Genomic DNA, 12987 nt, shown 5'->3' with positions numbered 1-12987 from the left:
CATCCCTCCAGGTCGCGGGAAATTTATTTTCCTATACTCATCGTAATTCGTTCATATCATAATTAAAAATCATTAAAAACCAGCGTAATGATCATTCAAAATGATAAGATGGAGAGGGAGGGGATATGATGGACATTCGAGATTTGTGGATCTTCAAAGAATTAGCGGAGAATGGGAACACGATGAAAACAGCTGAGAAATTAAATTATGTCCAGTCCAATATTACAGGGAGGATCAAAAAGTTAGAAGCAGAATTACAAACCCAGCTTTTTTATCGACATGCCCGTGGCGTATCATTAACCTCAAAAGGAACACTACTCTTATCTTATACGGACCAAATTTTACATTTAATGGATACAACCAAAAAAGCTGTTCAAGATTCCGAAATGATTCGAGGACCGCTTTATTTAGGAGCCAATGAAACAACAGCATCTGCACGATTACCTGCGCTTTTGGCTTCTTATAACCAGCGTTATCCTGAGGTGGATCTCTCCCTGAAGATTGGGGAAACACATACTCTAATAAAAGATGTCCTGAATTATAAATTGGATGGCGCATTCGTTGTTGGTCCTGTTCAGGATGCTGACCTTATTCAAATGCCTGTTATGGAAGAAGCACTTGTTTTAATTACAGCCCAACGGCATTCACTATTATCTTGGACTGACCTTAACGATCAAACGCTTCTTACACGGCCCTCTTGTATTTACCGGAAAAGGCTCGAACAGTGGTTGCAGGAAGAGGGCATATTTCCTAAAAAAATCATTGAGTTTGGAACGCTAGAATCGATCATTGGTTGTGTCAAAGCTGGGTTGGGGGTATCTATAACCACACAGTCATTGGTTAAGCAATATCAAGTGGAGAAAGAGCTCAACCTTCACCCTCTTCCGCCGAGGTATTCAAAGGTAAGGACGGTCTTTATAAGGCGGGAGGATACGTTTGTTGATCGTGCGTATAAAAGCTTTTTAAGTATGGTTAAACAAGAAGATCCCACAAAATTGAATAACAGAAAAGATATTCCATAATATGATCACGCCATATTGTTGAACAATGAATGGTCATTAACAAAAAGCAGAAAGTTGGTTACTACATGGAATTTAGCGACTTTACAGCAGCTCAAGTTAGGATAGCTAGGCCACAGACAAATTTGAAGCGGTCATTGATTTTTATGTAAATGGATTAGGACTTAAACAAATACAGAAATTTAAAGGAAACAGAGGGTATGAAGGCGTGATTATTGGATTACCAGATGTTCATTATCACTTGAAATTCACCCGTCATATTGATGGAAGTCCATGCCCTGCACCTACAAAAGATAATCTCTTAGTCTTCTACATAACGAATAAAGAGGAAATCAATAAAGTATCTGAGAGGCTACAAAAAATGCGATATGGAGAGGTGGAACCTGATAATGGCTACTGGAAAAAACAAGGGGTTACCATAGAAGATCCAGATGGTTGGCGAATAGTGTTAATGCATAGGTCGTATGAGTAATTATGGTTTGGAAATTTTTCAGTTCAACTATCGTGTGCAAGAATGGAGTGGAACCCTCAATTAGGGAACGCTCATCTAATAAGTGCGACCTTTTGAATGGGGGTCATATTTTTGTATACAGAAACCAACGAGACGTTTATGGATCTATTCCTTTTCCAGTTGTATACTGAATGAAACGACTCGGAAAGGACATGAAGTATTTATGGAATTAGGCGATTATATTATGCAGATAACACACGCAAATGGATGGGGGAAATAAAATGAAGCATCGTGGAATTGCACCAAACGAAAGGATCCATACGCTTGATATTATCCGAGGAATTGCGATTCTTGGGATTGTGCTTGCGAACATGATGCATTTCAAATCATTGGCGCAGCTTAATTCTTTTATTTTTGTTGACGGGCATCAACTACCGGATGGTCTTTTTAATCAGTTCAGTACATTATTTATTACATTTTTCGTCGAAGGTAAGTTTTATCCAATGTTTTCGCTACTTTTTGGGCTGGGTTTTTATATTTTTTATGAGCGCTTGCTGCAAAAGGATTTACGTGCGAATCGGGTGTTTTCACGCAGGTTGACCTTTTTGATTATTCTAGGGTTGATTCACCTTATCTTCTTTTGGCATGGCGATATTTTATTTACATATGGCGTAACGGGCTTTTTCCTCTTGTTTTTTATTTCAAGACATCCGAAAACAATGATGATTTGGTCAGTGGTTTTGCTTGCTGTATCCAGTTTGGTCGTAAGCTTTTTTATGGCGATGAATGGCTGGTTCATGCAATTTGGTGAACAAACAGGTATCATTCCTGCTTCTGAATTTCAAGAGATGAATGAAGAGACGCTTACGGTGATGGCTGAAGGTGGTTTTTGGGAAATCGTTGGCTTTAGGTTTAGTGAATCGATCTTTACGGTTTTTGGAAATATCTTTGTGGTGCCAACCATTTTACCGTTGTTTCTTATTGGTTTATATATGGGCAAAACCGGCATGTTCCATGACGTGGGTGCACATCTCGGACGTTGGAAGAAGATATGTATACATAGTTTGTGGATCGGACTATTGTTTTCGGTGCTGACGACAGCTATGATGCATGACCTTACGCCGATTCCAGCTTACATTGCATATGGATTAGGTTTTGGCATGCGCATATTCACCGGACCGATTCTTATGCTTTTCTACGTATCCGCACTTGTACTGCTGTTGCGTAAGGAAACAAGGCAAAAAATCATGAAACCATTTGCATCTGTCGGACGAATGGCTTTAACGAATTACCTTATGCAAACGCTCATTTTGGTCTTTATTTTCCACGGATATGGATTAGGCCTTTTCGGTCAAGTCGGTAGCGGTGCCGGCCTCCTCATATCCGTCGGGGTGTATGTGCTACAAATCATCATAAGTACATTGTATTTGAAGACATTCAACCAAGGACCGATGGAGGCGTTATGGCGAAAGTGGACGTATAAGAACGTATAGTTACGGTCATGCAAAGCTGTTGTCTTTTACATGTGGGGAATTAACGTAAATTCCAACTTTACAAAGGAGGATGGGAATGACGGAACCATGTTTCCTGAAACCATCCTTTCAACAAATCCTGCATGTGTTAAGGCTGATAAGTTTTTAGGGTTTGAAGCCCAGGTGATTCGGCAGAACAAAAGCTGGAGCCACTCCATGGGAGAAGGCATGCCGGCTCATCCGCACATGGATGAATACGTTACCGGCGATTTGCATGAATTTATTGTCAGGGATGCCAATGGCCTTATATTAGCCGTAATCAGGCCTGAACATATGGAAGATCAATCACAACTTATTGACCATTTAAACAACGGCAAGAGCGTTGTCGGATGGAAAGATAGCAAGGGTAACACGATTTTTATGTCCATCGGTGAGGAGGCCAAGTCTGAAAAAAACTACTGGTATTCGCTGACAAAAAAAGAGCATGGCAAATAAGCCATCTAAGAGAAAGCTTTTGGGGAAATATGGATAAATAATAATATATAACAGTGAAAGGCGGACGCGCCATGTCGGTGACTTATATGGCATGAAGATAGGGCGCCGCACTTATCAAATAAGTGCGTCCAATTCTGTATCAGGTATGCGCATGGCCTTTCATCCGTAAAAACAATCACGGAAAAAGTCTGCCCGGTACGCCGTTCACTAAGGTTATGAAATTTTGAAACATTTCTCTTGCATTCGTGAATCACGAGTGATAATATAAATGCTAACATCATGATCATTGAACGGTGATCGGAAAAAACTACATTAAAAATCTTCGGGGCAGGGTGAAATTCCCGACCGACGGTGATGCGCCTTTTGGCGATGAGTCCGTGACCCGCATTTGCGGTGGATTCCGGTGTGATTCCGGAACCGACAGTAAAGTCTGGATGGGAGAAGATTGCAGAGCAGTCCATGGGCCGTTGTGCCCTTGTGATTTTCCGTTATGTAAAAAAGCCCCTAAGTGAGAAAACTTAGGGGCTTTATTATTGCGATGGGTACGGAGAACTCTGCGTCTTCGTTCTTTAGAAAGCCGAAGAACGGGAGGGCGCAAGTAATGAAAGAATCCAAGACGTTTCGATTAGTAATGTACGCAGTGCTCGGTTCAATGGCAACGGCGCTTATGTTTGTCAGTATACCGATGCCGATGTTTTTATCCTTCTTAAGCATGGATTTCAGTGAACTGCCCGTGTTGTTCGCGGCATTGTTATTTTCACCGGTTGCCGGAATCGCAGTGGCAGGCATCAAAATATTGCTTTATACGCTATTCATGGGAGCAGGCGATCCAGTCGGCATGATCTCGAACTTTGTGGCAAGTCTCTTATTCGTATTGCCGGTTGCTTATGTATATCGCCACTTTCGAAGTGTAAAAGGATTAATTGCCGGTTTGGGGATCGCGATCGTATCGATGACAATCGGGTTGGCCGCGCTTAACTATCTTGTGTTTTTACCGGCATATTCTTGGTTGATCGGTTGGGAAATGAGCAGCCAGGTAATGCTGACGACAGTGCTCGCGGGAATTTTGCCTTTTAACATTGTGAAAGGTTTGGCAATTTCGATTCTGTTCGTGCCGCTCTTTTTGAAATTAGCTCCAATGCTGGAGAAAAAATCCTATGGCGGAAATTTGCAGCGAAAAACGCCGGCCGGTACCTACAACTTGAAGCAAAATTAAACAGAAAGCACTCCTTGTCAAGGATTTCTTCCCGAGGAGTGCTTTTTCTACGCGAAAAGCGATGCTTGATTGTTGTATCATACGCGTTTTAAAAGCGCTTGTTTCGCACGATTGGTCGAATAAGCGTTTTTTTCGCCGGAGAGCGTTTGCACGTTTGCGTTCTTCTTAAGCCATTGCCGGTAATTATGATCGGATAGAATCCCTCGCCTTTTCGCCGATTTGGCTGCTGCTTTGCGCAATATATCTTTTCCGCTCATTGTAGACCCTCCCTATCCATAATTTATTCACGCTCGTTGAATTGTTGAGTGATATAACCATCATTAATCATTTGACTATATTCAAAGAATGCAAGATCGATCACGCGCGCATAAAGACGACAAATATACATCATTTCTTCCTGAAATGCGCGGTGTGCATCGACCGTTAGCACTCCCCACTCGGAAAGGGGGAGGCAAAGAATTGCCCCGTAACCGTTATGGTGTTTGGGCATGCCGTCGACATCATCGCTTACATCGGGCACGAGTTGTATTTCTTTTTTGCGAAAACAACGGCCGGCGATCGTTTCGTTCATGGGGAGAATTTGGTTTTCGTCCCGATCATCAAAAGCATTGCTTCCGGTAAAATAAACAAGTTGTCCCGACTCTTCGATCCAAACGGAAGATCGATGTTGTTCCCCCGGTTGAAATTTTATATCCGAGCTGAGGGCATGCACGATACGGATAATCAAGTTTTCATAGGTTTGCAGATTTTCTTCGGATTGAACGGAAAATCGGCGCGCTTGTTGCAATTGTTTGAGGAAGCGCTCGGCATTACGAAGCGCGTGGATCGACTGAAGCGAAATATCTTTATGAATGGCGGCTTGGTATTTTGTGTCATACAGTTCTTGCTGGATTTTTTGGAAACCCAGTTCTTTATCGATTTTTTCGGTATATTTCATAGCCGCCCGGCCAATGAGAATAAAAGTCGTGATGAGTCCCAATACGATGATGATGCCGGTGATGTAATACACCCATTCCGGTTGTTGATTTAGAAAATATTCCATCGTTGTTCTCATGAAAGTCACCTCTCTTATATGTAAGCAAGAGGATTGGGGAATATGAGCGTTGTCGCTTCGGACACTAAATGATAGACATTTAATGATTTTTATCGTTTTATAGGTTCGATCATTACAAGCATGTACTTTTTTTACATACAATTTAGTGTACGGCAATAACCAAGAGGAAAGGGGACAACAACATGGGTTACACGGTATGGGATAATATGTGGGGATTCGGCCATCACTATGGAAAGAAGAAACGATTGATGCATACCGCTATGACGGGTAGTGGAAGGTGAGGAAGACGGTCGAAAAGAACTCGGTTGCGATTGCCCCTAAATGTCAACGTTCCCATAGCTGTTATTGCTGATCCATGGAGTATGGGCGCGAAAAAGAATGCCGTACGATTTCAAAACGCCGTTTGATTCTACGGACATGTATGGATACCCTCCCTAATTGATCGTTAGGAAGCAGGAAAAAGCGAATCGTTGCCTGCTTCCTTTAAAATGACGGAAAAATCATTGCATTGTTTGCGAAAATCGGATATCCTGAATATACATATATTATTAAAAAAAACGTTGTGAAAACATTTCACAAAATGTATGAAATAACGAATAATGGATGGGGGAAGCGCTTCTTCATGGATGATCAGGTGGATGACTATTTGCATCAACTGTCGGAAGCTGTAAATTCAGTATTGGAAGATCGCATGGTCGGGCTTTATTTGTGTGGTTCGGCAGTAGTGGATGATTACGACAATGATGTAAGCGATCTTGATGTCTTTTGTATCGTAAAACGGCCGTTAAAAGCATCGGATAAGGACGCGCTTGCGCAAGCGTTAGCGTATCATGCTTTGCCGTCCCCGGGTGCAGGTTTGGAATTTTACGTTGTTTTGGAAGAAGAGGCAGCACACCCACACTCGTTGCTTTCCTATGAATTTGCCCTGTTAACCGGCCGGAACTTCGAGGATAAAGTTGCGGAAGAAGGCATGGACGAGGGGTTATTAATGGACTTCGCGATGATTTTACAATCCGGGAAGACATTAGCGGGACGTCCAAAAGACAAAGTTTTCGGGAGTGTTCCGAGACCTTGGTTGCAGGAAGCCATGAAAGGTTCGTTGCGCCGGCATGAAAAGCAAATTTTTCATCCTTTTTATGATCCTTACGGACATGAAGCAGTCATGAATGCCTGCAGGACGTGGTGTTTTAAAGAAACTGGAATTCTGACATCAAAAACAAGAGGGATGAAATGGGCATTGCAACAGCTCCCCGATTCCAACTTGATTCGCCATGCTTTGAGTGTTCGCCGGGGGCAAGAACATGGGCTGTTGAAGCACGAAGACATTCGCGCGTTGATTCATTTTGTGATCAGCAAAACTCCGGTCAAGGTCCCATCGGCGATCTGAAGTTCCCCGTGTCCATTCACGACATGGGTTTTTTTAATTCTTATTCAAAATAATAGCAGATGAAGCTTTAGGATGTTAACATTAAGTCAGATTAGCGGATGTAGCAGGGGGAAATAACAGTGTTCGATTGGTATTATGCATGGTTGGAAGCTTGGCCGTGGTTGCATTATGTGATTGCGGCAATGACCGTATTGATTTTTTTGATGTTACGAAAGTTAGTTACCCGTTTTATTTTTGTCGTCATAAAGAAGATCTCCAAACACGGAAAAAGTCTGTTCTTGGGGAATTTTCTCTATGCATTTGAGAAACCGATGCGCATGCTCGTCGTTGTTTTCGGGGTTTACTTTGCGATTCTGTATTTAAGTCCGCAACCTGATATCATGGTTGTGGTGAACCGTCTGTTGCGCACGTTGTTGATTGTATTTTTCGGCTGGGGATTCTTTAATTTCTCCGGAACGTCATCGGATTTGTTTACACGATTAGGCCGAAAAGTTGACGGCGATCGAGATAGCATGTTAATTCCGTTTACGTCCAAAATCCTGCGCGGCCTTGTCATTGTGCTCATGTTTACGGTCATTGCCATGGAATGGGATTATGATATTAATGGGTTCATTGCCGGTCTCGGACTTGGGGGACTCGCGTTTGCATTGGCGGCACAAGATACGATTGCTAACTTTTTTGGCGGAATTATACTCGTTACAGAAAAGCCGTTTAAACGGGGGGACTGGATTGAAACCACTACGGTCGAAGGGATTGTTGAAGATATTTCCTTTCGGAGCACGAAAGTCCGAACGTTTGCCGAAGGATTGGTAACGACCCCGAACTCCACAATGGCCAATGATGCGATCACTAATTGGTCGGAAATGAGAAAAAGGCAAGTATTCTCCAGTATTTACTTGAAATATAATTCACCGGTAGAAAGTGTCCGAAATGTGCTGGAAAGGGTCGATAAGGAGCTAAGGGAGAGCCCAGATGTAGTAGACCAGGAAGAAATTGAAATTTATGTGCGAGAATTTGAAGAGTATGGGATGGAAATGTTGGTTTATTACTTTACGAACGCTACACCTTGGACAGAGTGGTTGAAAGTAAAAGAGTATTTCAATATGCGAATCTTGGAGATATTGAAAGAAGAGAACGTAGAAATCGCGATACCGATGCCCGATTTATACAAACACAGAGACCCATCTTAATCAACAGAGACGCCAAAGATTTTGCTTTTGCCAAGCGACAGACTATGGTATTCTGTATGATGTGACATTAACGGAAAAAAAGGGAGGAAACCAACATGGAAATGATGGATGGAAACGAGATTATTCAATTCATCTCGGACAGTGAAAAATCAACCCCTGTGAAGGTACATATTAAAGGAGATGTTTCTGCCCTCGATTTCGGGGCGAATACAAAAGTGTTCCCGTTTGGAGATTCAGCGGTGCTTTTTGGTGAGTGGAGCGAAGTTAAAGACGTTCTTGACCACGAAAAAGTAGAGGACTATGTCGTTGAAAATGATCGTCGTAACTCTGCGGTCCCGCTCGTAGATCAAAAAGACATCCCTGCCCGTATCGAACCGGGTGCAGTCATTCGCGATCGCGTGATGATTGGGAAGAACGCCATTATCATGATGGGTGCGATGATTAATATCGGTTCGGTTGTCGGGGAAAATACGATGATTGATATGAACGCTGTGCTTGGCGGACGCGCAACGGTCGGCAAAAACTGTCACATCGGTGCCGGCTCCGTGTTGGCAGGGGTGATTGAGCCCCCATCAGCGACACCGGTCATCATCGAAGATGACGTCGTGCTTGGCGCAAACGTTGTCGTGCTCGAAGGAGTCACCGTCGGCAAAGGCTCCGTCGTCGCTGCAGGTGCGATCGTGACCGAAGACGTGCCCGAAAATAAAGTAGTAGCCGGAACACCGGCGCGTGTCATCAAAGATATTGATGAAGGCACACGCGGCAAAACGGAAATTAAAACGGAACTGAGGAAATTAAAAGACGAATAGATGGCCGCTCCTTGCTTGGTTTAGACGAGCAGGGAGCTTTTTCTACAAAACGGAATCGAGGGATAGCAATGTACACGATAGAAGGAATGCGCGCCATTCGCCGTCATTTACATCAACAACCTGAATTGGGATTTGAAGAACATAAAACCCAGCTTTTTTTGCTCGATAAGATCGGAGAGATGCCGAACGGCCATTTCAGGGTAAAAACATGGCGGACAGGGATTCTTGTTTTCGTTGAAGGCTTTGCCCCCGTGCAGACGATTGGTTATCGAACGGATATGGACGGGCTGCCAATCAAAGAGGAAACCGGGCTTTCGTTTGCCTCGCGATACGATGGAAAAATGCATGCGTGTGGGCATGACCTGCACATGACGATCGCCATCGGAATCCTTTCCCACTACGCGGAGAATCAGCCGAAAGACAACCTTCTTTTTGTTTTTCAACCTGCGGAAGAAGGACCGGGCGGCGCGGAACCAATGTTGAACACCGATCTTTTTCAACAATGGCGGCCGGACTGGATGTTTGCCTTGCACATTGCCCCGAATGAACCAGTTGGAACGGTGACGACGAGGGAAGGGCTTTTATTTGCGAACACTGCTGAATTTATGGTTCATCTACGCGGGAAAGGCGGCCATGCCGCTTATCCTCATCAGGCCAATGATATGGTCGTGGCTGCCAGCCATCTCGTCACACAGATCCAATCTGTGGTCGCGCGCAGAGTTGACCCGATGGACAGTGCGGTCATTACAATTGGAAAAATCGAGAGCGGGACAAAAGAAAACATCATTGCCGAACGAGCAGATACGGAAGGGACGATTCGCACGTTGTCGTCGGAGGCGATGAATCTCGTTCAGGAACATGTGAAGAAAATCGGGGCAGGCATTGCGGCAAGCTTCGATTGTGACGTGGACGTGGAATGGGGATCACAATATAAACAGGTATGGAACAGTGAAAAAGTGGCGTCCTTTATGGCGTTTTCCGAAAGGTCTTCGGACGTGAATTTTAGGGAGGCGGCTATGGCGATGACCGGCGAGGACTTTGGTTTTTTTCTTGAAAAAATACCGGGATTCATGTTTTGGCTCGGAGTTGATAGCGACAAGGGCTTACATGATCCAAAGCTTAATCCCGATGAAGCCGCGATCCCTATAGCCGTTGACCACATCATCCGTTATTTGGCAGATGAAATGAAATGAAATGGATCGCACACCGAGGTTTTTCGGGTGAAGCGCCCGAAAACACGCTTGCCGCTTTTGAACGCGCGATTGAAAACGGAGCCGCGGGCATCGAATTGGATGTTCACGTGTCAAAAGACGGCGAATTGACCGTCATGCATGATGAACATGTCGAGCGGACAACGGATGGAACAGGGTGGGTTCGAGAAATGACTGTTCCCGAGCTGGCTGAACTGGACGCGGGCGCCTGGTTTAACAAAAACGATCGCGGAGTGCAGCGTGTCCCGCTGTTGGATGACGTATTGGCGTGGATTCCCGCGAATGTGTTGCTGAACGTAGAAATCAAAAACATTCCGTACGCTTATCAAGAGATCGAGAAAAAGGTAAGCGATACGTTGGTGCAGCATTATCGCGTGGAGAACACGATCGTTTCATCCTTTGATCATGCATGTTTATATCGATTAAAAGAATGGAATTCGGCGGTGAAGATCGGGTTACTTTTGAATTTTCGCCCCGTTAATATGGAAGGCTATCTTCGTCTATTTTCTCCATTTGACGTTCACTCGCTCCACCCCCATGCAAGCATTTTACAAAAAAACGACGTCGAGCGTTGGCAAAAGCAAGGCGTAAGCGTTTTTCCCTATGCCGTGACACGTAAATCCGACGTAAAACAAATGCAAGCGTTCGGCGTAAATGGAGTGATTAGCGACGCGCCGCCTGAGAATTTATAATTTGGAAAAAAGAGTCATTCATGAAGCCCTTATGCTACGGAAGGTTCATAACGCCTGAAAACGATAGGATCACTTGGCTTCGGTCGCCAAAACGAGATCATGATGCCTGAAAATCGCCGCCACGCTAAAAATCGGTCGCCATGACTGTTTCATGACGACCGAAAAGCTTTCCTTCGCTTAAATTCGGGCACTATGACACGTTCATAGCGGCCGAAAGCATGCGCGCATTCCAAAGCTCCTTCTTTTTCATACGTCCAACCGGGCAGTAGGCATACGTTTCAATAGAAAGCGGAGGATCGCCAAACACACATAAAACCAGACAATGGAAATAGCGACACCTGCGAAAATATCGGAAGGAAAATGGGCGCCTACCACGACTCGACTGATAGCGACAACGATGATCAATGCAGAAAAAAGCACAACGCCCCAGGTTCGGCTTCTGTTTTTACGCAAAAAACGATCGCATATGTAGATTGCAAACAGGAATAAAAGCGTGCTTCTCATCGTATGGCCACTGGGAAAACTGTAAGAGGCGATTTCAATCGATTGCCCGAAGGCCTCAATCACGCTCATATCCCCCGGCCTTTCCCGTTGAAACAAAATTTTGAGCAAAAAATTTAACGCTATTCCTCCAAATGTTAGCGACAATAAAAAAAGGCTATGCTGCCATCGTTTGCGAAACAATAAAAAAACAGCAATCATAAGCGTGACGACAAGGACAAACTCGCTCGATCCCATCACCGTGAGGATGTCCATCAACGTAACGACAAATGGTGAAACGGTTTCGGTGATCCAGCTGCTCACTGCTTGGTCAAGGGTCGTCAAATCATCCCGGAAGGAAAAAACCGATAACAACAGAAACAAGCCAAAACAGCCCATCGCGATAAACCAATGCTTAGCTTTTAATAATGGCATAAACAGCACTCTTTTCTATGGGGAAAGCGTCCCCGTTTTCTAATCATTTCTCCATTATAAATAATCCAACAAGAATGTTGCAATCGAAAAACTAATCAATCACCACTGACGCAAGAGAAGATAGCCCATAAGGCTATCTTCCTGATATCCATCAATTGTTATTGTTATCCGGAACATATACTTGCTGCGGAACCGGAATTTCGATGCCCGCTTCGTCGAGCGCTTCTTTGCTTGCTTGGAGTAATTTCCGTTGGATGCCCCACTGTTGCAAGTTCTCGGTGTAGGCGAGAATTCGAATCTTCACATCATATTCGTCGATGGAACCAACGCCGAGCACGTCCGGACCTTCGAGAATCGCGTCTTCCTCTTCGGCAAGACGGTCACATGCTTCTTGCAAGACTTTCATTGCTTCACTGATGTTTTCATTAAAGGAAATCCCAATATCCACGAGGGCTTCCATGCTTCCGCGGGAATGGTTGCTTACGTTCGTGATATTGCGGTTGGGGATGAAATGAAGCGTGCCGTCAAACGCGCGCAGGTGTGTCGTGCGCAAACCGACTTCTTCAACAATGCCGTCCAATTCCGCGATCGTTACATAATCCTCAACGTCAAGTTGCTTTTCTAATAAGAGGAAGAAACCGGTGACGACATCACTGACGAGATCTTGTGCCCCGAAGCCAATGGCAAGACCGACAACACCGGCACTCGCGAGGATCGGCCCGATCGGTAGGCCAAAGATATCGATGACGGCTACGACGACGATAAATAACAGCGTATAGGAAAAAACGTTCAAGGTTAATTTTTCAAGGGTTTGTGCCCGGTTGTTGTTCATTTTGCGTCTTTCTTTCATCTTCTGAAACGTCCGTTTTATGAGCGATCCTCCGATGGCTCGGAAGATGAAATAGCCGACGATAGCTAGCAAAAGTTGTCCAACAATCATAAATGTAGTGGTGACGTATGGATTGGTAAAGAAATCGTCCACTGCGATCACTCCTTGTCTGAAATGGGATTGGGTGCGTATTAGCCACTCGGAAGCTAGTATAACATATTGTCAAATCTTGCTGAAGTGAAAAATG

General features: G+C 44.3%; 14 protein-coding genes and 1 riboswitch. Of the genes, 10 read left to right on the top strand and 4 right to left on the bottom strand.

What is annotated here, in order from left to right:
* Nucleotides 1–128: 128 nt before the first annotated feature.
* The 5 genes from HUG20_RS12780 to HUG20_RS12760 all read left to right on the top strand — a co-directional run bounded on the left by HUG20_RS12780 (nucleotide 129) and on the right by HUG20_RS12760 (nucleotide 4653).
* Nucleotides 129–1022, top strand: a complete 894-nt coding sequence (locus tag HUG20_RS12780) for a LysR family transcriptional regulator (RefSeq protein ID WP_200085053.1) — start codon at nucleotides 129–131, stop codon at nucleotides 1020–1022.
* A gap of 133 nt (nucleotides 1023–1155) precedes the next feature.
* Nucleotides 1156–1491: a VOC family protein gene (locus HUG20_RS12775; RefSeq protein ID WP_200090506.1), complete on the top strand. Its 336-nt coding sequence runs from the start codon at nucleotides 1156–1158 to the stop codon at nucleotides 1489–1491.
* Nucleotides 1492–1751: 260 nt separating this feature from the next.
* On the top strand, nucleotides 1752–2963 hold the full coding sequence (locus tag HUG20_RS12770) for a DUF418 domain-containing protein (RefSeq protein WP_200085052.1): 1212 nt from the start codon (nucleotides 1752–1754) through the stop codon (nucleotides 2961–2963).
* A gap of 87 nt (nucleotides 2964–3050) precedes the next feature.
* On the top strand, nucleotides 3051–3437 hold the full coding sequence (locus HUG20_RS12765) for a hypothetical protein (RefSeq protein WP_200085051.1): 387 nt from the start codon (nucleotides 3051–3053) through the stop codon (nucleotides 3435–3437).
* A gap of 314 nt (nucleotides 3438–3751) precedes the next feature.
* Nucleotides 3752–3887, top strand: a riboswitch (FMN riboswitch).
* Between the two features lie 151 nt (nucleotides 3888–4038).
* Nucleotides 4039–4653: an ECF transporter S component gene (locus HUG20_RS12760; RefSeq protein ID WP_200085050.1), complete on the top strand. Its 615-nt coding sequence runs from the start codon at nucleotides 4039–4041 to the stop codon at nucleotides 4651–4653.
* Between the two features lie 77 nt (nucleotides 4654–4730).
* Here the strand turns inward: HUG20_RS12760 and HUG20_RS12755 are convergent, their stop codons facing one another.
* Together HUG20_RS12755 and HUG20_RS12750 are read right to left on the bottom strand one after the other, a co-directional pair.
* On the bottom strand, nucleotides 4731–4910 hold the full coding sequence (locus HUG20_RS12755; RefSeq protein WP_200085049.1) for a hypothetical protein: 180 nt from the start codon (nucleotides 4908–4910) through the stop codon (nucleotides 4731–4733).
* Nucleotides 4911–4933: 23 nt separating this feature from the next.
* Nucleotides 4934–5707, bottom strand: a complete 774-nt coding sequence (locus HUG20_RS12750) for a GAF domain-containing protein (RefSeq protein WP_200085048.1) — start codon at nucleotides 5705–5707, stop codon at nucleotides 4934–4936.
* A 622-nt stretch (nucleotides 5708–6329) separates the two neighbouring features.
* On the opposite strand from HUG20_RS12750, the gene HUG20_RS12745 reads away from it, so the two are divergent.
* From HUG20_RS12745 to HUG20_RS12725, 5 genes are all read left to right on the top strand, one after another.
* Nucleotides 6330–7094 carry an aminoglycoside adenylyltransferase domain-containing protein gene (locus tag HUG20_RS12745; protein ID WP_200085047.1) on the top strand — a complete coding sequence of 255 codons (765 nt, stop codon included), beginning with the start codon at nucleotides 6330–6332 and terminating at the stop codon, nucleotides 7092–7094.
* A gap of 119 nt (nucleotides 7095–7213) precedes the next feature.
* Complete coding sequence (locus tag HUG20_RS12740) at nucleotides 7214–8284, top strand: mechanosensitive ion channel family protein (protein ID WP_200085046.1); 1071 nt, start codon at nucleotides 7214–7216, stop codon at nucleotides 8282–8284.
* A gap of 95 nt (nucleotides 8285–8379) precedes the next feature.
* On the top strand, nucleotides 8380–9093 hold the full coding sequence (gene dapD, locus HUG20_RS12735) for a 2,3,4,5-tetrahydropyridine-2,6-dicarboxylate N-acetyltransferase (RefSeq protein WP_200085045.1): 714 nt from the start codon (nucleotides 8380–8382) through the stop codon (nucleotides 9091–9093).
* Nucleotides 9094–9161: 68 nt separating this feature from the next.
* On the top strand, nucleotides 9162–10286 hold the full coding sequence (locus HUG20_RS12730) for an N-acetyldiaminopimelate deacetylase (protein WP_200085044.1): 1125 nt from the start codon (nucleotides 9162–9164) through the stop codon (nucleotides 10284–10286).
* On the top strand, nucleotides 10283–10996 hold the full coding sequence (locus HUG20_RS12725) for a glycerophosphodiester phosphodiesterase family protein (protein WP_200085043.1): 714 nt from the start codon (nucleotides 10283–10285) through the stop codon (nucleotides 10994–10996). The genes HUG20_RS12730 and HUG20_RS12725 overlap by 4 nt, the downstream gene beginning before the upstream one ends.
* 246 nt (nucleotides 10997–11242) lie before the next feature.
* Here HUG20_RS12725 and HUG20_RS12720 read toward each other — a convergent pair whose 3' ends face one another.
* The gene (locus tag HUG20_RS12720; RefSeq protein ID WP_200085042.1) at nucleotides 11243–11911 is read right to left on the bottom strand and encodes a phosphatase PAP2 family protein; all 669 of its coding nucleotides are present in this window, start codon (nucleotides 11909–11911) and stop codon (nucleotides 11243–11245) included.
* A gap of 151 nt (nucleotides 11912–12062) precedes the next feature.
* Complete coding sequence (locus tag HUG20_RS12715) at nucleotides 12063–12893, bottom strand: mechanosensitive ion channel family protein (RefSeq protein WP_281392414.1); 831 nt, start codon at nucleotides 12891–12893, stop codon at nucleotides 12063–12065.
* Between the last annotated feature and the right edge of the window lie 94 nt (nucleotides 12894–12987).

The sequence above is a fragment of the Salicibibacter cibi genome (genome assembly GCF_016495865.1).
In the GTDB taxonomy this organism is placed as follows: domain Bacteria; phylum Bacillota; class Bacilli; order Bacillales; family Marinococcaceae; genus Salicibibacter; species Salicibibacter cibi.
This window is presented reverse-complemented; position numbering and strand designations above follow the sequence as displayed.

Coding starts and splice junctions, on each gene's coding strand:
- HUG20_RS12780 (WP_200085053.1), top strand. CDS start 129: ATGGACATTCGAGATTTGTGGATCTTCAAAGAATTAGCGGAGAATGGG.
- HUG20_RS12770 (WP_200085052.1), top strand. CDS start 1,752: ATGAAGCATCGTGGAATTGCACCAAACGAAAGGATCCATACGCTTGAT.
- HUG20_RS12765 (WP_200085051.1), top strand. CDS start 3,051: ATGTTTCCTGAAACCATCCTTTCAACAAATCCTGCATGTGTTAAGGCT.
- HUG20_RS12760 (WP_200085050.1), top strand. CDS start 4,039: ATGAAAGAATCCAAGACGTTTCGATTAGTAATGTACGCAGTGCTCGGT.
- HUG20_RS12755 (WP_200085049.1), bottom strand. CDS start 4,910: ATGAGCGGAAAAGATATATTGCGCAAAGCAGCAGCCAAATCGGCGAAA.
- HUG20_RS12750 (WP_200085048.1), bottom strand. CDS start 5,707: ATGAGAACAACGATGGAATATTTTCTAAATCAACAACCGGAATGGGTG.
- HUG20_RS12745 (WP_200085047.1), top strand. CDS start 6,330: ATGGATGATCAGGTGGATGACTATTTGCATCAACTGTCGGAAGCTGTA.
- dapD (WP_200085045.1), top strand. CDS start 8,380: ATGGAAATGATGGATGGAAACGAGATTATTCAATTCATCTCGGACAGT.
- HUG20_RS12730 (WP_200085044.1), top strand. CDS start 9,162: ATGTACACGATAGAAGGAATGCGCGCCATTCGCCGTCATTTACATCAA.
- HUG20_RS12725 (WP_200085043.1), top strand. CDS start 10,283: ATGAAATGGATCGCACACCGAGGTTTTTCGGGTGAAGCGCCCGAAAAC.
- HUG20_RS12720 (WP_200085042.1), bottom strand. CDS start 11,911: ATGCCATTATTAAAAGCTAAGCATTGGTTTATCGCGATGGGCTGTTTT.